Origin of the sequence: Pseudomonas sp. NFACC13-1 (assembly GCF_900104425.1) — a bacterium.
Classification (GTDB): Bacteria; Pseudomonadota; Gammaproteobacteria; order Pseudomonadales; family Pseudomonadaceae; genus Aquipseudomonas; species Aquipseudomonas fluorescens_AA.
This window is the reverse complement of the sequence record NZ_FMXV01000004.1, coordinates 349,643-370,291: the sequence shown is the minus strand read 5'-3', so window position 1 is coordinate 370,291 and position 20,649 is coordinate 349,643. Positions and strand designations below refer to the sequence as shown.

At 62.3% G+C, this 20,649-nt stretch carries 19 protein-coding genes; 13 read left to right on the top strand and 6 right to left on the bottom strand.

The window, feature by feature from the left end:
- Window positions 1-307: transposase (locus BLQ55_RS08400; RefSeq protein ID WP_256326551.1), on the bottom strand; the 307-nt coding region annotated here is incomplete at its 3' end.
- A 188-nt stretch (window positions 308-495) separates the two neighbouring features.
- On the opposite strand from BLQ55_RS08400, the gene BLQ55_RS08395 reads away from it, so the two are divergent.
- The 8 genes from BLQ55_RS08395 to BLQ55_RS08360 all read left to right on the top strand — a co-directional run bounded on the left by BLQ55_RS08395 (window position 496) and on the right by BLQ55_RS08360 (window position 7,082).
- Window positions 496-750, top strand: a complete 255-nt coding sequence (locus BLQ55_RS08395) for a DUF2789 domain-containing protein (protein WP_092201358.1) — start codon at window positions 496-498, stop codon at window positions 748-750.
- A gap of 205 nt (window positions 751-955) precedes the next feature.
- On the top strand, window positions 956-1,537 hold the full coding sequence (locus BLQ55_RS08390; protein WP_060739717.1) for an alpha/beta hydrolase: 582 nt from the start codon (window positions 956-958) through the stop codon (window positions 1,535-1,537).
- Window positions 1,538-1,584: 47 nt separating this feature from the next.
- Complete coding sequence (locus BLQ55_RS08385; RefSeq protein ID WP_092253340.1) at window positions 1,585-2,520, top strand: sigma 54-interacting transcriptional regulator; 936 nt, start codon at window positions 1,585-1,587, stop codon at window positions 2,518-2,520.
- Between the two features lie 309 nt (window positions 2,521-2,829).
- Window positions 2,830-3,612 carry a MetQ/NlpA family ABC transporter substrate-binding protein gene (locus BLQ55_RS08380; RefSeq protein WP_092253338.1) on the top strand — a complete coding sequence of 261 codons (783 nt, stop codon included), beginning with the start codon at window positions 2,830-2,832 and terminating at the stop codon, window positions 3,610-3,612.
- Between the two features lie 507 nt (window positions 3,613-4,119).
- Window positions 4,120-4,785, top strand: a complete 666-nt coding sequence (locus BLQ55_RS08375) for an amino acid ABC transporter permease (protein WP_092253336.1) — start codon at window positions 4,120-4,122, stop codon at window positions 4,783-4,785.
- Window positions 4,766-5,425: an amino acid ABC transporter permease gene (locus BLQ55_RS08370; protein WP_092253334.1), complete on the top strand. Its 660-nt coding sequence runs from the start codon at window positions 4,766-4,768 to the stop codon at window positions 5,423-5,425. Before BLQ55_RS08375 ends, BLQ55_RS08370 begins: the two co-directional genes overlap by 20 nt.
- On the top strand, window positions 5,422-6,204 hold the full coding sequence (locus BLQ55_RS08365; protein WP_092201348.1) for an amino acid ABC transporter ATP-binding protein: 783 nt from the start codon (window positions 5,422-5,424) through the stop codon (window positions 6,202-6,204). Before BLQ55_RS08370 ends, BLQ55_RS08365 begins: the two co-directional genes overlap by 4 nt.
- A complete protein-coding gene (locus BLQ55_RS08360; RefSeq protein ID WP_092253332.1) occupies window positions 6,201-7,082 on the top strand; it encodes a transporter substrate-binding domain-containing protein in 882 nt (293 codons plus the stop codon). The genes BLQ55_RS08365 and BLQ55_RS08360 overlap by 4 nt, the downstream gene beginning before the upstream one ends.
- A 111-nt stretch (window positions 7,083-7,193) precedes the next feature.
- Here the strand turns inward: BLQ55_RS08360 and BLQ55_RS08355 are convergent, their stop codons facing one another.
- Window positions 7,194-8,354, bottom strand: a complete 1,161-nt coding sequence (locus BLQ55_RS08355) for an AAA family ATPase (RefSeq protein WP_092253330.1) — start codon at window positions 8,352-8,354, stop codon at window positions 7,194-7,196.
- A 240-nt stretch (window positions 8,355-8,594) separates the two neighbouring features.
- On the opposite strand from BLQ55_RS08355, the gene BLQ55_RS08350 reads away from it, so the two are divergent.
- The 3 genes from BLQ55_RS08350 to BLQ55_RS08340 are packed head-to-tail and all read left to right on the top strand — an operon-like array spanning window position 8,595 to window position 13,803.
- The gene (locus tag BLQ55_RS08350; protein WP_092201344.1) at window positions 8,595-9,698 is read left to right on the top strand and encodes an efflux RND transporter periplasmic adaptor subunit; all 1,104 of its coding nucleotides are present in this window, start codon (window positions 8,595-8,597) and stop codon (window positions 9,696-9,698) included.
- Window positions 9,695-10,759 (top strand): efflux RND transporter periplasmic adaptor subunit, encoded by a 1,065-nt coding sequence (locus tag BLQ55_RS08345; RefSeq protein WP_092253328.1) that lies wholly within the window; start codon window positions 9,695-9,697, stop codon window positions 10,757-10,759. The genes BLQ55_RS08350 and BLQ55_RS08345 overlap by 4 nt, the downstream gene beginning before the upstream one ends.
- A complete protein-coding gene (locus BLQ55_RS08340) occupies window positions 10,756-13,803 on the top strand; it encodes an efflux RND transporter permease subunit (protein WP_092253326.1) in 3,048 nt (1,015 codons plus the stop codon). The genes BLQ55_RS08345 and BLQ55_RS08340 overlap by 4 nt, the downstream gene beginning before the upstream one ends.
- 110 nt (window positions 13,804-13,913) lie before the next feature.
- On the opposite strand, the gene BLQ55_RS08335 is transcribed toward BLQ55_RS08340, so the two are convergent.
- Window positions 13,914-16,133, bottom strand: coding sequence for a heavy metal translocating P-type ATPase (locus BLQ55_RS08335; protein WP_092253324.1), 2,220 nt, complete (start codon window positions 16,131-16,133; stop codon window positions 13,914-13,916).
- An 86-nt stretch (window positions 16,134-16,219) separates the two neighbouring features.
- Here BLQ55_RS08335 and cadR point away from each other — a divergent pair, with 86 nt between their 5' ends.
- Window positions 16,220-16,666, top strand: a complete 447-nt coding sequence (gene cadR / locus BLQ55_RS08330; RefSeq protein ID WP_092201336.1) for a Cd(II)/Pb(II)-responsive transcriptional regulator — start codon at window positions 16,220-16,222, stop codon at window positions 16,664-16,666.
- Window positions 16,667-16,810: 144 nt separating this feature from the next.
- Here the strand turns inward: cadR and BLQ55_RS08325 are convergent, their stop codons facing one another.
- From BLQ55_RS08325 to BLQ55_RS08315, 3 genes are all read right to left on the bottom strand, one after another.
- On the bottom strand, window positions 16,811-17,782 hold the full coding sequence (locus BLQ55_RS08325; RefSeq protein ID WP_092253322.1) for a thymidylate synthase: 972 nt from the start codon (window positions 17,780-17,782) through the stop codon (window positions 16,811-16,813).
- Between the two features lie 49 nt (window positions 17,783-17,831).
- Complete coding sequence (gene lgt / locus BLQ55_RS08320) at window positions 17,832-18,641, bottom strand: prolipoprotein diacylglyceryl transferase (RefSeq protein ID WP_053214828.1); 810 nt, start codon at window positions 18,639-18,641, stop codon at window positions 17,832-17,834.
- Between the two features lie 68 nt (window positions 18,642-18,709).
- On the bottom strand, window positions 18,710-19,492 hold the full coding sequence (locus tag BLQ55_RS08315; RefSeq protein WP_092253360.1) for a sulfite exporter TauE/SafE family protein: 783 nt from the start codon (window positions 19,490-19,492) through the stop codon (window positions 18,710-18,712).
- A gap of 309 nt (window positions 19,493-19,801) precedes the next feature.
- Between BLQ55_RS08315 and BLQ55_RS08310 the strand changes: the two genes are divergently transcribed.
- Complete coding sequence (locus tag BLQ55_RS08310; protein WP_092253320.1) at window positions 19,802-20,548, top strand: NRDE family protein; 747 nt, start codon at window positions 19,802-19,804, stop codon at window positions 20,546-20,548.
- Window positions 20,549-20,649: the final 101 nt, after the last annotated feature.

The window sequence follows — 20,649 nt, the reverse complement described above, 5'->3', positions numbered from 1 at the left end:
AAAGCAGGAGAGCACTGGCCTTTTTTAGGATTTCAATGTCCAGGTCTTTTTGCCTGAGCAACGCTTTGAGCTGCTGAATTTCACGCTGATCAGCGGTAATCGCCTTGGCACCCACCGGGGTCGAACCCAAGCGTTCCTTGCGAACCTGATCGACCCAGCGGCGAAGCGCCGTGGGCCCAATATCCAGGCTGGCGCAGACTTCGGGAACCGACTGTCCCTCGTCCAGCACCATGCTGGCCGCTTTGAGTTTGAACTCACTGGAGTAAGATTTACGCATAACCAAAAACACCTCAGATTTGGGCGCCATCATAGCGCCCGATTGAAGTGTCCAAAATCATTAGGCCAGTTCAGCCTTGCTCCCACAGTGGGCAGTGCGTGCATTGTCGGTAACGCATCAAGCCTTGTTGGGCGACAACTCCGCCGTCCCTGGCGGTCGGCGAGGGGCTAGACTGCCCAGGAGCGACCCCGTCATCCATTCATGTCCAGGAGCCCCCTATGGAACCGCCGATCCACACCCTTCGCGCATTGTTCAAGCAGTTGGGCTTGCCCGATGACGCCATTGGCATTGATCAGTTCATCGCCACGCATTCACCCCTCAAGCCCGGGTTGCACCTGGCCGATGCGTTTTTCTGGAATGAAGGCCAGCGGCAAATGCTGCGCGAGGAAATCCTCGAGGATGCGGACTGGGCGGAAGTGATAGACCAGTTGGATGTGTTGTTGCGCAAGGGGCGTAGCGAGCGACCTGCCTGAGAGACCTGTGGGAGCGAGCTTGCTCGCGATAGCGGTATGTCTGTTACATCAATGTCGACTGACCGTTCGCTATCGCGAGCGAGCTCGCTCCCACAAGGGTCAACCTGTTATTCATTTTAAGTATTAACAAATAGCTTCTTATTCCTTAAATAATATAGCTCTCCTCCCTATACTCGTCCGGGAACAGACACGCAGGAGAGCACCCATGCGCAACGAATCGATTCGCTACCTGATTGTGCCGGGCTGGCAAGGATCGCCGGAAAATCATTGGCAAACCCACTGGCAGAACAGCCTGCCCAACAGTGCCAGGGTCGAGCAGGCCGACTGGGTGACGCCTCGGCGTGAAGACTGGGTCGCGGCGCTGGCCGAGGCCGTGGCCGCCGACAGCACCCCGGTGATCCTGATTGCCCATAGCCTGGGTTGCATCACGGTGGCCCATTGGGCCGCCACCGCGCCGGTGCAGTTTTTGCGGCAGGTGCGTGGAGCGTTGCTGGTGGCGCCGGCGGATGTCGAGCGGCCAGCCTGCGTCCCGGCGCTGCGCAACTTCGCGCCGATACCCAGCGATCTGTTGCCGTTCCCAAGCCAAGTGGTCAGCTCCGATAACGACGACGCCGTGAGCGCCCCACGCGCCCTGGAACTGGCGCGCAACTGGGGGGCCGAGGCCGGAATCCTGGCCGGAGCGGGGCATATCAATGTGAAGTCCGGCCACCAGCGTTGGGAGCAGGGTTTCGCTTATCTCTATCGTCTGCAAAACCGCATGGAGCATCACGCCCTGCGTCGCGCCTGAATTTTTAGCGCCCCCCGTCTCCCGGCGGCCTGGGGCGGGAGCCTGCCATGAGTTTGCATGAAACCTTCGGTCAGCCCTTGCTGACCTTTCCCGATGCGGAAAAAAGCCCCCTGAGCATTCGCGCCAAGGCGCTGGTGTTTGTCGACCCCCGTTCACGGCAGTTGCGCCAGGAGTTGGAGCAACTGGCGCCTCGTGCGATCTCGGTGCTGATACGCGGCGAAACCGGTAGCGGCAAGGAACTGCTGGCCCGGCATATCCATCGCGAAAGCGATCGCGGCGGATTGTTTGTGTCGGTCAACTGCGGCGCCATCAGCCCGACCTACGCCGACGCCGAACTGTTCGGTTATGCCGCCGGCAGCTACAGCGGCTCGGCCAGCAGCCGGGCCGGTTGGTTCGGTTCGGCCAACGGCGGCACCCTCTACCTGGATGAAATCGGCGATTTGCCGCTGCCGATCCAGATCAAGTTGCTGGCGGCCCTGGAGAACCACGAAGTCACCCGTGTCGGCGCGCACCAGCCCAGCCCGGTGGATGTCCGCCTGGTCGCGGCCACCAGCATCGACCTGGCGCAAGCGGTGGCGGCCGGGAAATTCCACGAACGGCTCTACCACTACCTGGGCGAAGGCCAGCTGGAACTGCCGGCCCTGCGTGAACGGGTGGGCGATATCCTGTCCCTGGCCGAATACTTCCTGGGCATCTACAGCCAGCGACTCGGCCTGGCCGTGCCGCTGATCAGTGAAGCGGCGCAGTCCGCCCTCGAGCGGCACAGTTGGCCGGGCAACACCCGCGAGTTGGAAAACGTCATTCACTTCGCATTGCTGGTGAGTACGGGAGATGAGATTTTGCCGGAACACTTGAATCTGCCTTCCCAACCTTCAGCCCTGGAGCTGATTGATCAGCAGGTGGCGCAGGTCATTGCCCAAGGTTCGCAAGCCGAGCGCGAAGCCCTCAAGGTGCTGCTCGATCGACTGGACCAAACGCTGTAGAAAATACTGGAACTCGTGGCGAGGGGATTTATCCCCGCTGGGCTGCGGAGCAGCCCCTATCAACTCAGTCTGCCTGACACACCGGGCGCCGGCATTTAGGGCCGCTTCGCGCCCCAGCGGGGATAAATCCCCTCGCCACAAGAACGGTGTTTTGTATATGAGCAAAATGAATATGAACTTGAACAAAAGATATTGTTAAGGAATAAAAAATATCGGTATTGTCCGCATCACGCCAGCGATAGCACTTCACTGGCACACCCTCATTTAGCCGTCGTCCATGACGACTGTGATTTTCGATAAGGACACTGCATGAAAAAGGTTCTGTTGTTCACCGCATTGGCGGCAGCCCTGGCGTCGGGCCTGGCCCAGGCCGCGGAGAAACTGGTCGTGGCCGCTACGCCGGTGCCCCACGCTGAAATCCTCGAGCTGATCAAGCCAACCCTGGCCAAGGAAGGCGTGGACCTGGAAATCAAGGTCTTCACCGACTACGTCCAACCCAACGTGCAAGTTGACCAGAAACGCCTGGACGCCAACTACTTCCAGACCCTGCCGTACTTGAAGAACTTCAACGAAGGCAAAGGCACGAACCTGGTGACCGTGATCGGTGTTCACGTCGAACCGTTCGGTGGCTACTCGAAGAAGTACAAGAAGCTGGCTGACCTGCCAGACGGCGCGACCATCGCGCTGCCCAACGAAGGCAGCAACAGCGGCCGTGCGCTGATCCTGTTGCAGAAGGCTGGCCTGATCGAGTTGAAAGACCCGAAAAACGCTTTGGCGACGCCGAAAGACATCGCCAAGAACCCGCACAACTTCAAGTTCAAGGAACTGGAATCGGCCATGCTGCCGCGGGTGCTGGACCAGGTCGACCTGGACCTGATCAACACCAACTATGCCTTGGAAGCGGGTCTTAACCCGGCCAAGGATGCCCTGGTGATCGAAGGTTCGGATTCGCCTTACGTCAACTTCCTGGTGGCCCGTCCGGACAATAAGGACAGCCCGGCCATCCAGAAACTGGCCAAGGCCTTGACCAGCCCTGAAGTGAAGGCGTTCATCGAGAAGAAATACAGCGGCGCGGTACTGCCGGCGTTCTGATTCGCGCGGTCAACCCTTTCATGGTTTCAAACGCCGACGGCTGGTACAGCGTCGGCGTTTTTTACTATGGGAGCTTGCTCGCGATGGCGGTTCATCAATAAGCACTGAGGTGACTGACGGGCCGCTATCGCGAGCAGGCTCGCTCCCACAGGCGCTCCCACAGGGATTGGATCAGGCCGCCCCACTCTTCAACGCCCTGCGCAACGCCATCAACAATTTCACTATGTCCTGCGGTTCCAGTCGCTGCGGCACTTTTATGTCAGCCATGTTTTCTTCCTTGTAATGGTGAGGGAGATGGCGAAAAAAGATCCTCCCTGCGGCGCAAGGAAAATAGTCGTCTTTGTTCTTCGCGGCAAATTCGGGGATAGTTTTTTGCGTGCTATCAATATGCTTTAACGGTATTTAAATTGAAGTTCTTATGCCATTAAAGTCAGTGCCTGCCGAGCAGCTATCCGCTGCCCATGGACTGCACGACCGCCGCTTACCGAGTGGCGTCCAGGATGTTCAATGAACTTCGATTACGCTTTTATCCTCAGCACTCTCCCGGCGTTTCTCAAGGCCGTGGGTGTGACGCTGCAAGTTGGCCTTATTGCCATCGCCACCTCACTGCTGGTGGCGCTCGTGAACGCAACGATCCTGGTGTCGCGCACGCCTTACCTGCAACGCCTGGTGGGCCTGTATGTGGAGCTGGCCCGCAACACGCCGCTGCTTATCCAGTTGTTCTTCGTCTACTTCGCCTTGCCGGCGCTGGGCATCAAGGTGTCGGGGTTTGCGGCGGCGATCATCACCATGACGTTCCTCGGCGGTGCCTATCTCACGGAAGTGCTGCGTGCGGGCGTGGACGCGGTGCCCCAGGCGCAATTGGAATCCGGCCGTTCCATCGGCCTGTCCCACGGGCAGTTGCTGCGCTACGTGATCCTGCCGCAGGCCGGGATCCTCAGCCTGCCGTCGCTGTTCGCCAATTTCATTTTCCTGCTCAAGGAGACCACCGTGGTCTCGGCCGTGGCGGTGCCGGAGCTTCTCTACACCACCAAAAGCTACATCGCGCTCTATTACAAGACCTACGAAATGCTCGCCGTGCTGACGCTGATTTGCGTGCTGCTGTTCTTGCCACTGTCGCTGCTGCTCAGCCGCCTGGAAAGGAGGCTCCAGCATGGCCAGTTCGGGTCTTGAGTTGCTATGGGTGTCGTTGCCGCAACTGGGCAAGGGCGCCGCGCAAACCTTGTCGATTTCCTTCCTGGGCATCGCCCTCAGCACCGTGGGCGGCGTGCTTTATGGGGTGTTGCGGACGTTGGGCGTCAAAGGCGTGGATGTCGTTCTGCGGGTCTACCTGGAGTTGTTCCGGGCGATCCCGGTGCTGGTCTGGTTGTACCTGCTGTTCTTCGGCCTGCCGATTTTTTTCGGCCTGAGCCTTCCAAGCTTTTGGTGCGCGGTCCTGGTGTTGTCGTTGTGGGGGACCAGTGAGGTGGGTGAAGTGGTACGCGGTGCATTGCATTCGCTGCCGCGCGGCCAGCGCGAGGCGGGCTTGTCCATTGGCCTGAACGGTCCGCAACTCTACGGCCATGTGCTGTTGCCGCAAGCGCTCAGACGCATGACGCCGCCGACCATCAACGTCTACACGCGCATCATCAAGACCAGTTCCCTGGCCGTGCTGATCGGCGTGGTGGACGTGATCAAGGTCGGCCAGCAGATCATCGAGCGCACCTACGAGTCCGTGTTGATCTACGGCGCGCTGTTCCTGTTTTTCTTTTTTATCTGCTACCCGCTTTCGGCCGCCTCCCGCGTGCTGGAGCGGCGCTGGACGCAAGCATGAGCGCATTGATCGAGTTCAAGGGTTTCAACAAGTTTTTCGGCGAACAGCAGGTGCTCGATGGCATCGACCTGCAAGTGCAGTCGGGCGAAGTGATCGTCATCCTCGGCCCCAGTGGTTGCGGCAAAAGTACTTTGCTGCGTTGTCTCAACGGGCTGGAAGTGGCCCACAGCGGCAGCTTGGCATTCGCCGGTCGCCAGTTGCTGGACAAGGGCACCGACTGGCGCGAAGTGCGGCAGCAGATCGGCATGGTGTTCCAGAGCTATCACCTGTTCCCGCACATGAGCGTGCTCGATAACCTGCTGCTCGGCCCGGTCAAAGTGCAAAAGCGCGACCGCCGCGAAGCGCGTGGCCAGGCCGAAGCCTTGCTGGCGCGGGTGGGGCTGCTGGACAAGCGCGATGCTTTTCCCCGCCAGCTCTCCGGCGGCCAGCAGCAACGCATCGCCATCGTGCGTTCGCTGTGCATGAACCCCAAGGTCATGTTGTTCGATGAGGTCACCGCCGCCCTTGATCCGGAAATGGTCAAGGAAGTGCTGGACGTCATCCAGGGCCTGGCCCGCGAAGGCATGACGTTGTTGATCGTCACCCATGAAATGGCCTTCGCCCGCGCCGTGGCTGACCGCATCGTGTTCATGGACGCCGGGCGGATCCTTGAACAAAACCCTCCCGAGATTTTCTTTACGAACCCGCAAACCGCACGAGCGCAGCAGTTCCTGGAGAAGTTCTCCTACGTCGCCGCACTACCCAAAACGACTCAAACAAAGGAACTGGAACTGTCATGAAAACTGCCAAGTCTTCTCTGCTGCTACTGCCGTTGCTCGCCGCCGCTTTGCTGGCCGGCTGCAATAAAACCGAAGAACCGCCGAAGCCGAACGTTGCCAGCCCAAGCGCCGCGTCGACCAGCTACCTGGACAAAATCAAGGCGCGGGACAAATTGATCGTCGGCGTCTTCACCGACAAGCCACCGTTTGGCTTCGTCGATGAGGCGGGGCGTTATGTCGGCTTCGATACCGACATCGGTCGTCGATTCGCCAAGGACCTGCTCGGCGATGAAAACAAGGTCGAGTTCGTCGCGGTCGAACCGGCGAGCCGGATTCCGTTCCTGCAAAGTGACAAGGTCGACCTGATCCTGGCCAACATGACGGTGACCCCGGAGCGCAAGGAAGCGGTGGAATTCACCAACCCGAACCTGAAAGTCGCGGTGCAGGCGCTGGTGCCACACGCCAGCGCGGTGAAAAGCCTCGATGACCTGGCGAGCCGCACCACCATCGTCACCACCGGCACCACGGCGGACATCTGGCTGACCAAAAATCACCCGGACTGGAAGCTGCTCAAGTTCGAGAAAAATTCCGAGTCCTTGCAAGCCCTGGCCAACGGGCGTGGCGATGCCTATGCCCAGGACAATCTGGTGCTGTTCAGTTGGGCCAAGCAGAACCCCGGCTATCGCGTGCTGGAGCAGACACTGGGCGCCGAAGCGCCGATTGCACCGGCGGTGAAGAAGGGCAATATCGAGTTGCGTGATTGGGTCAATGCCGAGTTGGCGAAGCTGGGTGAAGAGAAGTATTTGCTCAAGCTGTACGACCAATACGTGCGCAAGGAACTGAGCGATGACACCAAGCCGGAGAGTGTGATTGTCGAGAGTGGCAAATGGCAGGGGTGATTCTCTGAGAGTTGTGTAGGCCTTCAGAGCGCCTTCGCGAGCAAGCTCGCTCCCACAGGGGAAATTGTATGTGGGAGCGAGCTTGCTCGCGATCCGGTTTACAGGCGCCACTCAATCCGGCCAGTGCCACGCCGGCTCATCCAACGCCCGCTGCCCGACGATCCCGGTCTGTCCAAGGTCTTTCTCCAACACGATGCAATTGCATTGCTCATCCTGTTCCAGGGCGGCGATCAGGCGCGTGGCGTGGGACACGACCCAGACCTGGCAATTTGCCGAGGCGCGGATGATCAACCGCGCCAGGGCCGGCAACAGGTCCGGGTGCAGGCTGGTTTCCGGTTCGTTGAGCACCATCAGCGAAGGCGGTCGAGGGGTGAGCAGGGCGGCCACCAGCAACAGGTAGCGCAGGGTCCCGTCCGACAGTTCGGCGGCGGACAGCGGCCGCAGCAGGCCATGTTGTTGAAACGCGATGGCGAAACGTCCGCCTTGCAGTTTCTCGATGTTCAGGCGGGCACCGGGGAACGCGTCGCCGATGGCGGCATGCAGGGCTTCGTCTTCGCCGATTTCAAGGATGGTCTGCAGGGCGGCGGCCAGGTCGCGTCCGTCGTGGTGCAGCACCGGCGTGCGGGTGCCCAGTTGCGGTTGGCGCACCGGGGCGTCGGCGTCGCTGCGAAAGTGGTCATAAAAGCGCCAGCGACGAATGAACTCGCGCATCTGCAGGACCTCCGGCGAAGTGCGCAGGCTGCCGACCTGGTCGAACAGGCTGTCGAAGGTGGGCGTGTGCTGGGCCAGCACATCCCAGGAGCGGCCTTCGCGGGCACGGATCATCGGCCCGTTGCGGTCCACCAGCAGGCTGGCGGGCCGAAACACCGGGCCGGCCCAGATGCATTCGCGCTTGATTTCAGGGTCCAGTGAGAACGCTGAACGACTGGGCTCCGGCAAGCCCAGGGCGATCGAATAGCTGAAGTCTTCCCCGGCGAAACCCAGGCGCAGGCGCTTGGTGCCTTGGCGCACTATCGCCTGGACCGGCACCTCGCCGTTGCGCATGCGGCGGCTGATTTCCTCCGGGCCGGCCCAGAAGGTCGAGTCGAGTCCGCCTTCACGGGCCAGGGCGTTGACCACCCCACCCTGGGCCGTCTCGGCCAGCAGGCGCAGGGCGCGGTACAGATTGGATTTGCCGCTGCCGTTGGGGCCGGTGATCAGGTTCAGCCGGCCCAGAGGAATGACCAATTTATTGACCGAACGGTAGTTGGCCACCGCCAATGTCTTGAGCATGAGCAGACTCCTGCTGCATGGGTTCGTAGGAGCTGTCGAGCGAAGCGAGGCTGCGATCTTTTGATCTTTCGCTTGAGATTCAACCGTCAGGGGAAAGATCGCAACCTCGCTTCGCTCGACAGCTCCTACAGGAGGCGATCAGTTTGCCTGATTTGCTGCACCCATTGTATTCGCGGAACCCTGTTCTAAGCTCACAGTCGTATCGTCACTGGTACGTCCGTACAACGCAAAGGAGTCTGCATGACTGGTCCCGGAATCAAATGGGTTATTGGTTTGGGCGTGTGTGCATTGTTGACGGGGTGCGGTGATAAGAAGCCCGAAGAAAAAGCCCTGCCACGGGTTTTCGTGCAGCAAGCCGTGCCCAGTGAATACGCAGCCTCGGTGACCCTGACCGGCGATGTCCAGGCGCGGGTGCAGGCCGATCTGTCGTTTCGTGTGGGCGGCAAGATCATCGAGCGCAAGGCCGATGTCGGTGACCGGGTCTCGGCCCGGCAAGTGCTGGCCAGGCTCGATCCCCGGGACCTGCAGACCAACGTCGATTCCGCCGAGGCCCAGGTGGCCGCCGAGCAGGCGCGGGTCAAGCAGAGTGCCGCGGCGTTCGTACGCCAGCAGAAACTCCTGCCCAAGGGCTACACCAGCCAGAGCGAATACGACGCGGCCCAGGCTCAACTGCGCAGCAGCCAGAGTGCGCTGGCCGCCGCCCAGGCCCAATTGGCCAACGCCCGTGAGCAACTGAGCTACACCGCGCTGATTGCCGAGGCACCGGGCATCATCACCGCGCGCCAGGCGGAAGTCGGCCAGGTGGTGCAGGCCACGGAGCCGATCTTCAGCCTGGCCCGGGACGGCGAGCGCGACGCGGTGTTCAACGTCTACGAATCGCTGTTGAGCGAACCGCCGTCGGACCCTGCAATCACCATCAGTCTGCTGGATGACCCCGCCATCAAGACCACCGGTACGGTGCGCGAAATCACCCCGGCGGTGTCTGCCCAGACCGGCACCGTGCAGGTCAAGGTCACCCTCAATGATCTGCCCGAAGGCATGCGCCTGGGGTCGGTGGTCAGCGCCACCGCCAAGTCCGCCGGCAAGACCGCCTTCGAGCTGCCTTGGTCGGCCCTGACCAAGAACCTCAGTGAGCCGGCCGTATGGCTGGTGGATGGCGAAGGCAAGGCGCAGTTGCAAACGGTGACGGTCGGCCGCTACCTGACCGGCAAGGTCATCATCAGCGACGGCCTCAAGGGCGGTGAGAAAGTCGTCACCGCAGGCGGGCAGTTGCTGCACCCCGGGGTAGGCGTCGAGATCGCTGAAGACACCTATGGAAAAACCACCCCGGGAGCCCAGCCATGAAGCGTTTGTGGATGATCTCGGCCGGCCTGTTGCTGGCCGCCTGCTCCAAGGAAGAAGCGCCGCCCGAACCGGTGCGCCCGGTGTTGTCCGTTGAGGTCCGGGCCCTGGATCAGCAGGCACTCGGGCGGTTCGCCGGGAATATCCAGGCGCGATACGAGAGCAACGTGGGGTTCCGCGTGCCAGGCCGCATCGCCAGCCGCAATGTCGATGTCGGTGCCGAAGTGAAGAAGGGCGACCTGCTCGCCACGCTCGACCCCACCGACCAGCAGAACCAGTTGCGCGCCGCCGAAGGCGACCTGGCGCGGATCGAGGCGCAGTACATCAATGCCCAGGCCAATGCCCGTCGCCAGCAGCAATTGTTCGACCGTGGCGTCGGGGCCCAGGCGCAACTGGACATCGCCCAGACCGATCTGAAAACCACCGGCGCCTCTCTCGAACAGGCCCGGGCCTCGGTGGAGCAGGCCCGCGACCAGCTCAATTACAGCGAGCTGCGTACCGACCACGACGCCATCGTCACTGCCTGGAATGCCGAAGCCGGGCAGGTGGTCACCGCCGGCCAACAAGTGGTGACCCTGGCCCGCCCGGACGTCAAGGAAGCGGTGATCGACCTGCCGGCCGGGCTGGTCGAGCGCCTGCCCGCGGACGTGGTGTTCGAGGTCGCGGCGCAATTGGACCCGACTGTCCACACCAGCGCCATCGTGCGCGAGATCGAACCCCAGGCCCAGAGCGCTACCCGCACCCGCCGCGCGCGCCTGACGCTGAACGACACACCGCCAGGTTTTCGCCTGGGCACGGCCATCAGCGTGACCCTGAGCTCGACCATCGAACCGCGTATCGAGCTGCCGCTCAGCGCCCTGCAAGAGATCGACGGCAAGGTGCGCATCTGGCTCATCGACCCGCAGAACCAGACCGTCTCCCCCCGCGAAGTACGGATTCTCGAACGCTCCAATGACGCGGTGCTGGTGGCCAACGGTATCAAGGCCGGCGACCGCGTGGTCAGCGCCGGCGTGAACAGCCTCAAGCCGGGGCAGAAAGTGAAACTCGACGAGGACGCACGATGAAAGGGCCTTTCAACTTATCCGAATGGGCCCTGCGGCATCAGTCGTTCGTCTGGTACCTGATGTTCGTAGCGCTGTTGATGGGCGTGTTCTCGTACATGAACCTGGGGCGGGAGGAAGACCCGTCGTTCACCATCAAGACCATGATCATCCAGACCCGCTGGCCGGGCGCGACCCAGGAAGAAACCCTCAAGCAGGTCACCGACCGCATCGAGAAGAAACTCGAAGAGCTGGACTCCCTCGACTACGTCAAAAGCTACACCCGTCCGGGCGAATCGACGGTGTTCGTGTACCTGCTCGACACCACCGGGGCCAAGGATATCCCCGAGATCTGGTACCAGGTACGCAAGAAGATCGACGACATTCGTGGCGACTTCCCCCAGGGGCTGCAAGGCCCGGGGTTCAACGACGAGTTCGGTGACGTGTACGGTTCGGTGTACGCCTTCACCGGGGACGGTCTGTCGATGCGCCAGTTGCGCGACTACGTGGAGCAGGTGCGCGCCGAGATTCGCGACGTGCCCGGGCTGGGCAAGGTGGAAATGCTCGGCGAGCAGGATGAAGTGCTGTACCTGAACTTCTCCACGCGCAAACTCGCTGCGCTGGGCATCGATCAGCGCCAGGTGGTGCAGAGCCTGCAGTCGCAGAATGCCGTGACGCCGGCCGGGGTGATCGACGCGGGGCCGGAGCGGATTTCCGTGCGTACGTCCGGGCAATTCCAGTCGGAAAAAGACCTGGCCAACGTTAACCTGCGGCTCAATGACCGGTTCTATCGACTGGCCGACATCGCCGACATCAGCCGGGGTTACGTCGACCCCGCCACACCGATGTTCCGCTTCAACGGCACGCCGGCCATTGGCCTGGCCATCGCGATGAAGAAGGGTGGCAACATCCAGGATTTCGGCAAGGCGCTGCATGCGCGCATGAACGAACTGACCGCCGACCTGCCGGTGGGCGTTGGCGTGCACACCGTGTCGGACCAGGCCGAGGTGGTGGAAGAGGCCGTCGGCGGCTTTACCAGCGCCTTGTTCGAGGCGGTGATCATCGTACTGGTCGTCAGCTTCATCAGCCTTGGCGTACGGGCCGGCCTGGTGGTGGCCTGTTCGATTCCACTGGTGCTGGCGATGGTCTTCCTGTTCATGGAATACAGTGGCATCACCATGCAGCGGATTTCCCTCGGCGCGTTGATCATCGCCCTCGGCCTGCTGGTGGACGACGCGATGATTACCGTGGAGATGATGGTCACGCGCCTGGAAAAAGGTGACAGCAAGGACCAGGCCGCGACCTTTGCCTATACCTCGACGGCGTTCCCGATGCTCACCGGGACCCTGGTGACTGTCGCCGGTTTCGTGCCCATTGGCCTGAATGCGAGTTCCGCCGGTGAGTACACCTTCACCCTGTTCGCGGTCATCGCCGTTGCGATGCTGGTGTCGTGGATCGTCGCGGTGCTGTTTGCCCCGGTGATCGGCGTGCATATTCTCAGCACCAACGTCAAACCTCACAGCGCCGAGCCGGGGCGGATCGGCCGGGCGTTCAACGGCGGCCTGCTTTGGGCGATGCGCAATCGTTGGTGGGCCATTGGCATCACGGTGTTGCTGTTCGTGCTGGCGGTGTTTTGCATGCGCTTCGTGCAGAACCAGTTCTTCCCCTCCTCGGACCGACCGGAAATCCTGGTGGACCTCAACCTGCCGCAGAATGCCTCGATGGACGAGACCCGCAAAGCCGTCGACCGCCTGGAAGCGACCCTCAAGGGGGACCCGGACATCGCGCGCTGGAGCACCTACATCGGCGAAGGCGCGATTCGCTTCTACCTGCCGCTGGACCAGCAATTGCAGAACCCCTACTACGCGCAACTGGTGATCGTCAGCAAGGGCCTGGAGTCGCGCAACGCCCTGACCGAGCGCCTGCAAAAGCGTCTGCGCGAGGATTTCGTCGGCATCGGCAGCTACGTGCAGGCCCTGGAAATGGGCCCGCCGGTAGGCCGTCCGATCCAGTACCGGGTCAGTGGCAAGGACGTCGACCAGGTGCGCAAGCACGCCATCGAGCTGGCCACCGAGCTGGACAAGAACTCGCACATCGGCGAAATCATTTACGACTGGAACGAGCCGGGCAAGGTCCTGCGCATTGATATCGCCCAGGACAAGGCGCGGCAATTGGGCTTGTCTTCCGATGACGTGGCCAGGCTGATGAACAGCATCGTCAGTGGCTCGCCGGTGACCCAGGTCAACGACGATATCTACCTGATCGATGTGGTCGGCCGCGCTGAAGATGCCGAGCGCGGTTCGCCGGAAACCCTGCAGAACTTGCAGATCGTCACCCCGGGCGGCACCTCGATTCCGCTGCTGGCGTTTGCCACGGTGCGCTATGAACTGGAGCAGCCGCTGGTGTGGCGTCGTGACCGCAAGCCGACCATCACCATTAAGGCCGCGGTGCGCGACGAGATCCAGCCCACCGACCTGGTCAAGCAACTGCAACCGGACATCGACAAGTTCGCCGCCGACCTGCCGGTGGGTTACAAGGTCGCCACGGGCGGTACGGTGGAAGAAAGCAGCAAGGCCCAAGGGCCGATCGCCAGTGTCGTGCCGCTGATGCTGTTTCTGATGGCGACCTTCCTGATGATCCAGCTGCACAGCGTGCAGAAACTGTTCCTGGTGGCGAGCGTTGCGCCCCTCGGGTTGATCGGCGTGGTGCTGGCGCTGGTGCCGACGGGCACGCCCATGGGCTTCGTGGCGATCCTCGGGATCCTCGCCTTGATCGGCATCATCATCCGTAACTCGGTGATCCTGGTGACCCAGATCGACGAATACGAACGTGATGGCTACGAGCCCTGGGATGCCGTGGTGGAGGCCACCGAACACCGGCGCCGGCCGATCCTGCTCACGGCGGCCGCAGCGAGCCTGGGGATGATCCCGATTGCCCGGGAAGTGTTCTGGGGGCCGATGGCCTACGCGATGATCGGCGGGATCATCATCGCCACGCTGCTGACACTGCTGTTCCTGCCGGCGCTGTATGTGGCCTGGTACAAGATCCGCGAGCCGCAAAAATCATAAGGGCTGCTTCCGTAGGAGCTGACGAGCAACGCGAGGCTGCGATCTTTCCCCAGACAATTGAGTCGCAAGCGAAAGAGTCAAGATCAAAAGATCGCAGCCTTCGGCAGCTCCTACATGCGCAACAACCGCAACCCATTGAACACCACCAACAAACTCACCCCCATGTCGGCAAACACCGCCATCCACATGGTGGCAAGCCCGGCGAAGGTGACCCCAAGGAAAATTGCCTTGATCACCAACGCCAGGGCAATGTTCTGCTTGAGAATGCTGGACGTCTGCCGCGACAGGCGAATGAACGCCGGAATCTTGCGCAGATCATCGTCCATCAGCGCGACGTCGGCGGTCTCGATGGCCGTGTCGGTGCCGGCCGCCGCCATGGCGAAACCGATTTCCGAACGGGCCAGGGCCGGGGCGTCGTTGATGCCGTCGCCGACCATGCCGACGCGGTGACCCTGGGCATACAGCGCCTCAATGGCTTGCAGCTTGTCTTCCGGCAACAAGTCGCCCCGCGCCTGATCCATGCCCACCTGCGTGGCAATCGCTTCGGCGGTGTGGGCGTTGTCGCCGGTGAGCATCAGGGTCTTGATGCCCAGGTCGTGCAATTGCCGGATGGCTTCGCGGCTAGAGTCCTTTACGGTGTCGGCCACGGCAAACAGCGCCAAGGGGCCCGTAGCGTCGAGCAGCAGCACCACCGACTTGCCTTGTTTTTCCAGGGCGAAGAGTTTTTCTTCCAGCTCGGGAGAGCACAGGCCGAGGTCTTCTACCAGGCGGTGATTGCCCAAGTGATAGGTCTGGCCGCCGATGTCGCCGCGCACGCCGCGTCCGGCAAGCGCCTCGAAGTTATCCACAACCTGCGGGGCCAGTTGCTTATCCACCGCCGCATTGGCAATCGCCCGGGACACCGGGTGGTCGGAACGGGCGGCGAGGCTGGCGGCCAGGGCCGGGGCGGTGCTTTGCACCGTCGGGTCCAGGGCCACGTAGTCGGTTTGCACCGGTTTGCCGTGGGTGATCGTGCCGGTCTTGTCCAAGGCCAGGTAGTCGAGCTTGTAGCCGCCCTCCAGGTACACGCCGCCCTTGACCAGGATGCCTTTGCGCGCCGCGGCGGCGAGGCCGCTGACGATGGTCACGGGCGTGGAAATCACCAGCGCGCAGGGGCACGCGACCACCAGCAGCACCAGCGCCCGGTAGATCCAGTCGAACCACGCCGCGCCCATGAACAGCGGCGGGATGACGGCCACGGCCAAGGCCAGGGCGAACACCGCCGGGGTGTAGATTTTCGAGAACTGATCGACGAAACGTTGGGTCGGTGCACGGGCGCCCTGGGCTTGCTCCACGGCGTGGATGATCCGCGCCAGGGTGGATTGGTCGGCCGCCGCGGTCACGGTGTATTCCAGTTCGCCGGCCTGGTTGATGGTGCCGGCGAACACTTTGTCGCCGACGGTTTTTTCCACCGGCAGGCTTTCGCCGGTGATCGGTGCCTGGTCGAGGGTGGAGCGGCCCGCGACCACGTCACCGTCCAGGCCCACGCGTTCGCCGGGGCGCAACCGCACTCGCGCACCCAGGGCAATGGCCTTGACCTCTTGCACCTGCCAGCTGCCATCGGCCTGTTGCACGGTGGCCTGTTCCGGGGCCATCTGCATCAGGCCACTGATGGCGTTGCGCGCCCGGTCGAGGGATTTGGCTTCGATCAGCTCGGCCACGGTGAACAGGAACATCACCATCGCCGCTTCCGGCCATTGGCCGATCAGCACGGCACCGGTCACGGCGATGCTCATCAGCGCATTGATGTTCAGGTTGCGGTTCTTCAGGGCGATCCAGCCCTTCTTGTACGTGCCCAGGCCACCGCTGAGGATCGACACCAACGCCACCAGCGCGACCACCCAGTTGGGCGCGGCATTGGTGAAATGGATCAGCTCGGCGCCCAAGGCCGTCACGCCGGACAGCGCCAACGGCCACCAGGGTTTGGCCGGGGCGGGCAGGTCGTTGGTTTCCGGTTTCTGGCCCGGGACCAGCGGGTCGGCCTGCATCCCTAAGGACTCGATGGCCTGGATGATCGGCGCGTCGCTGGGCAAATCGTGAGTCACGCCCAGCACCCGGTTGATCAGGTTGAATTCCAGTCGCTGCACGCCTTCGAGCTTGCCGAGCTTGTTCTGGATCAGTGTCTGTTCGGTGGGGCAGTCCATGGCTTCGATGCGGAAACTGCTCAGCCGCGCACCGTCCGTCGGCGTTTTGCCGAGGTTGACCACCGCTGGCGCCGCTTTCGAGGCGCAGCAGGAATGCCCGTGGTCATGGCCGTGGCCGGGTTTGTGGGTGTGAAGGGAATCGCTCATCGGGTGACGTCCGTGAAAAGTGCCTGTTGCGCAGTAAAGACCCTGTAGCCACTATAGGGTCAAGCACCTATTTGGGAGGCCGCATCATGAAGATCGGAGAATTGGCGAAAATCACCGACTGCCAGGTCGAAACCATCCGCTATTACGAGCGCGAAGGCCTGCTGCCGGAACCGGCCCGCAGCGACGGCAATTACCGCGTCTACACCCAGGCCCATGCCGAGCGGCTGACGTTCATCCGTAACTGCCGCACCCTGGACATGACCCTGGAAGAAATCCGCAGCCTCCTGGTCCTGCGCGACAGCCCCCAGGACCAGTGCGAAAGCGTTAATGCGCTGATCGACGAACACATCCAGCACGTCAAGGCCCGCATCGATGGCCTGCTGGCCCTGCAGACGCAACTGATCGACCTGCGCCATCGCTGTGGCGAAGGGCCGGACCTGGATCAATGCGGGATCTTGCAGCGGTTGGAGGTGAGCGGGGCGGTGGCGCCGGAGGTGGAGCATTCGCATGTGGGGCGTAGTCATGGGCATTGAGTGCCCATGCCACCGATCTTGACCCCATGGAGATCCAATGTGGGAGCGAGCTTGCTCGCGATAGCGGCCTGGCAGTCAACCTCTATGTTGAATGTAAGGGCCTCATCGCGAGCAAGCTCGCTCCCACAGGGAGGGTGGTGTGGCTCAGACCGCCATCGGCGCGGTCATCGGTGCGTGGTGCTGGTAGCCTTCGAGGGAAAAGTCGCCCGGCTCCACCAACTCCAGCCACTCCGGCTGGTACACACCGGTCTTGGCAAACGCCGGCACGCGTTCGGAAATCACCAGCTTGGGCATCGGGAACGGCTCGCGGGTGAGCTGTTCGTTGAGCATGTCCAAGTGGTTTTCGTAGACGTGGGCATCGCCGATGAAATAGGTGAACCAGCGCGGTGTATAACCGGTCAGGCGACCGATCAGGCTCAGCAGCGCGGCGCCTTCGGTGAGGTTGAACGGCGTGCCCAGGCCCAGGTCGTTGGAGCGGATGTAGAGGGTCAGGGAGATTTCCCGGGTCTCGACATTCGGGTGGAACTGGTAGAGCAGATGGCACGGCGGCAGGGCCATTTCATCGAGCTGGGCGCAGTTCCAGCCGTGGAACAGGATACGGCGGCTGCCCGGGTCCTTGATGATGGTGTCGACGCACTGGCGCACCTGGTCGATGGCCTTGTACAGCACCACGTAGGCCTGGCCGTTCTCTTCGCCTTCGGCGATCTGCCGGTAACCCTGGGCCAGCGTCTGCTCGATGGCCGCCGGGTTGCTCAGGGGAACCTGCTTGTAGGCCGGCCATTTGCGCCATTGCACGCCGTAGATCTCGCCCAGGTCGTCGTCGCCCTGGCGGAACGGGTTGGCCAGCCACTGGGCGTTTTCGTTGGCGTTCTGGTCCCAGACCTTGCAGCCCAGGGCGCGGAACTCGGCGGCATTGTTCACGCCACGGAGAAAACCGCACATTTCGCCGATGGCCGACTTGAAGGCCATCTTGCGGGTGGTGATGGCCGGGAAGCCGTCCTGCAAGTCATAGCGCAGCATGGCGCCGGGGAAGCTGATGGTATTCACACCGGTGCGGTTGGCTTGCTTGGTGCCGTTCTTGATGACGTGGGCCACCAGATCGAGATATTGCTTCATGGGTTACCTGTGTCCTTGAACCCGGGGCCAGCGCCCCGGGGTTCGAATTTTAAACCTTGGCCGCCGCAGCCGGCGCTCGATGATAAGCCAGCCAGATCAAGGCGAGGCCACCGATGATCATCGGCAGGCAGAGCAACTGGCCCATGGTCAGCCAGTTCCAGGCCAGGTAGCCGAGCTGGGCATCCGGTACACGGACGAATTCAACGATGAAGCGGAAGATCCCGTAGAACAGCGCGAACATGCCCGATACCGCCATGGTTGGCCGCGGCTTGCGCGAGAACAGCCAGAGGATCAGGAACAATGCCACGCCTTCGAGGGCGAACTGGTACAGCTGCGACGGATGGCGCGGCAATTGCGCCGGATCGCTGAACGGCGGGAAGATCATCGCCCACGGCACGTCGGTCGGTTTGCCCCACAATTCGGCATTGATGAAGTTGCCGATGCGCCCGGCGCCCAGGCCGATCGGCACCATCGGCGCGACAAAGTCCATCAGCTCGAAAAACGACTTGTTGTTGCGCTTGCCGAACCACAACGCCGCCAGCATCACGCCGATGAACCCGCCGTGGAACGACATGCCGCCCTTCCAGACTTCGAAGATCAGCGTCGGGTTGGCCAGATACGCGCTCAGGTCGTAGAACAGCACGTAGCCCAGGCGTCCGCCGACGATCACGCCCATGGACAACCAGAACACCAGGTCGGAGAGCTTTTCCTTGTTCCAGGTCGGGTCGAAGCGGTTGAGCCGGCGCGACGCCAGCAGCCAGGCGCCGCCGATGCCGATCAGGTACATCAGGCCGTACCAGTGGATTTTCAGCGGGCCGATGGCCAGGGCCACCGGATCGATCTGCGGGTAAGGCAGCATTGATATTCCTCGTAAACGTCAAAAATGCCCGGGCGACGCTGCCACCTCGGGATTAAGCCAGGATTGCGTCAGAACAGAAAACTCAAGCCCACGCAGAATAGCAAGGAGGCGAACAGCCGCTTGAGCAAGCGCGGCGACAGGCGATGGGCCAGCCGCGCGCCGAAACGGGCGAAGACCATGCTGGTCAAGGCGATGCCCAGCAGCGCCGGCAAATACACAAAACCGAGACTATGGGCCGGCAGCAGCGGATCGTGCCAGCCCAGGATCATGAAACTTAACGCACTGACCACGGCGATGGGCAGTCCGCAGGCCGATGACGTCGCGACCGCTTGTTGCATCGGCACGCTGCGCCAGGTCAGGAACGGCACGGTCAGCGAACCGCCGCCGATGCCGAAAATCGCCGAGGCCCAGCCGATCACGGTGCCGGCCGCGGTCAGCCCGGCCTTGCCCGGTACGGTGCGGCTGGCCTTGGGCTTGACGTCCAGGGCCAGTTGCACGGCAACGATCAGGGCGAACACGCCGATGATCTTTTGCAGGTGCGGGCCGGAAATCGCTTCGGCGGTGATCGCGCCGAAACCGGCACCGATCAGGATTCCCACCGTCATCCAGGCGAAAATCGGCCAGCGCACCGCGCCTTTGCGCTGATGTTCGCGCACGGCATTGATCGAGGTGAAGATGATCGATGCCAGGGACGTGCCGACGGCCAGGTGCGTCAACACCTGCGGATCGAAACCCTGCAGGGTGAAGCTGAACACCAGCACCGGGACAATGATGATCCCGCCCCCCACGCCGAACAGCCCGGCCAGCACCCCCGCGCAGGCGCCAAGCAGCAGATAGAGCACAAATTCCACCAGACTCTCCCCGCCCATCCCCGAAATAAGAGCGGCATGGTAACGGATCCAGGGCCCCTGGCTCTACTGAAGGCGATGGATGCCGGGGCGATGTGTGGGTAGAGTGACCTACAGATGACTTGGAGCGGAACCTCTGTGGCGAGGGGATTTATCCCCGTTTGGGCTGCGAAGCAGCCCTGAAAACCTGACAGCCGGATTTGCCAGGTTGATTGATTTGATAGTTTTGGGGCTGCTTCGCAGCCCGGCGGGGATAAATCCCCTCGCCACAAAAGCGGAGTGTTCGGTTCATTTTTTTAACAGGACGACCTGATGTGCCTGATCGTATTTGCCTGGCGACCCGGCCACGCCCAACCGCTGATCGTGGCGGCCAACCGCGACGAGTTCTATGCCCGGCCGACCTTGCCCCTGGCCCAATGGCCTGACGCGCCCCATGTCCATGCCGGGCGCGATCTCGAAGCCGGTGGCACCTGGCTCGGCATTGGCGCCGAAGGTCGTTTTGCCGCCCTGACCAATATCCGTGACCCGGGCCAGTTGCCGGCTTTCAAGTCGCGCGGTGAGCTGGTCGCGCGGTTCCTGACCGGGAAGCAGTCGATTGCCGATTACCTCGGCGAAATCGTGCCCCGCGCCAACGAGTATGGTGGCTTCAACCTGCTGCTCGGCGATGGCACCGAGCTGTGGCACTACAACGCCCGCGATACCCAGCCCCAGCGGCTGGCCGAGGGCGTCTATGGTTTGTCGAACGCTGGGCTGAACACGCCATGGCCCAAATTGCTCAAGGCCCGGGCGGCCCTGGGCGAGGTGCTGGACGATCCGCAGCCCCAGGCCTTGTTGGCGCTGCTGAACGACCCACAACCCGCGCCGGTGGCGGAACTGCCAGACACGGGCGTGGGCCTGGCGACCGAGATGCTGCTATCGAGCGTATTCATTGCCAGCCCGGCCTACGGGACGCGGGCGAGTACGGCGCTGATTGTCCATGCCGGTGGGACGCGGCACATGGTCGAGCGCAGTTTCGGGCCCCATGGGGGGCATTTGGGGGAGGTGGAGGTCAGGGCTTAGTTTTGCTGTGTCATTGCTGGCCTCATCGCGAGCAAGCTCGCTCCCACAGTCGATCGTCAATGAACACAAATCTTGTGAACAACCGAGATCCACTGTGGGAG

Bases quoted from the DNA above. Each gene is read 5' to 3' on its own strand.
- BLQ55_RS08390 (WP_060739717.1), top strand. From the start codon at position 956: ATGCGCAACGAATCGATTCGCTACCTGATTGTGCCGGGCTGGCAAGGA.
- BLQ55_RS08380 (WP_092253338.1), top strand. From the start codon at position 2,830: ATGAAAAAGGTTCTGTTGTTCACCGCATTGGCGGCAGCCCTGGCGTCG.
- BLQ55_RS08325 (WP_092253322.1), bottom strand. From the start codon at position 17,782: ATGAAGCAATATCTCGATCTGGTGGCCCACGTCATCAAGAACGGCACC.
- BLQ55_RS08395 (WP_092201358.1), top strand. From the start codon at position 496: ATGGAACCGCCGATCCACACCCTTCGCGCATTGTTCAAGCAGTTGGGC.
- BLQ55_RS08385 (WP_092253340.1), top strand. From the start codon at position 1,585: ATGAGTTTGCATGAAACCTTCGGTCAGCCCTTGCTGACCTTTCCCGAT.
- BLQ55_RS08360 (WP_092253332.1), top strand. From the start codon at position 6,201: ATGAAAACTGCCAAGTCTTCTCTGCTGCTACTGCCGTTGCTCGCCGCC.
- lgt (WP_053214828.1), bottom strand. From the start codon at position 18,641: ATGCTGCCTTACCCGCAGATCGATCCGGTGGCCCTGGCCATCGGCCCG.
- BLQ55_RS08345 (WP_092253328.1), top strand. From the start codon at position 9,695: ATGAAGCGTTTGTGGATGATCTCGGCCGGCCTGTTGCTGGCCGCCTGC.
- BLQ55_RS08375 (WP_092253336.1), top strand. From the start codon at position 4,120: ATGAACTTCGATTACGCTTTTATCCTCAGCACTCTCCCGGCGTTTCTC.
- BLQ55_RS08370 (WP_092253334.1), top strand. From the start codon at position 4,766: ATGGCCAGTTCGGGTCTTGAGTTGCTATGGGTGTCGTTGCCGCAACTG.
- BLQ55_RS08365 (WP_092201348.1), top strand. From the start codon at position 5,422: ATGAGCGCATTGATCGAGTTCAAGGGTTTCAACAAGTTTTTCGGCGAA.
- BLQ55_RS08340 (WP_092253326.1), top strand. From the start codon at position 10,756: ATGAAAGGGCCTTTCAACTTATCCGAATGGGCCCTGCGGCATCAGTCG.
- BLQ55_RS08350 (WP_092201344.1), top strand. From the start codon at position 8,595: ATGACTGGTCCCGGAATCAAATGGGTTATTGGTTTGGGCGTGTGTGCA.
- BLQ55_RS08355 (WP_092253330.1), bottom strand. From the start codon at position 8,354: ATGCTCAAGACATTGGCGGTGGCCAACTACCGTTCGGTCAATAAATTG.
- BLQ55_RS08310 (WP_092253320.1), top strand. From the start codon at position 19,802: ATGTGCCTGATCGTATTTGCCTGGCGACCCGGCCACGCCCAACCGCTG.
- cadR (WP_092201336.1), top strand. From the start codon at position 16,220: ATGAAGATCGGAGAATTGGCGAAAATCACCGACTGCCAGGTCGAAACC.
- BLQ55_RS08335 (WP_092253324.1), bottom strand. From the start codon at position 16,133: ATGAGCGATTCCCTTCACACCCACAAACCCGGCCACGGCCATGACCAC.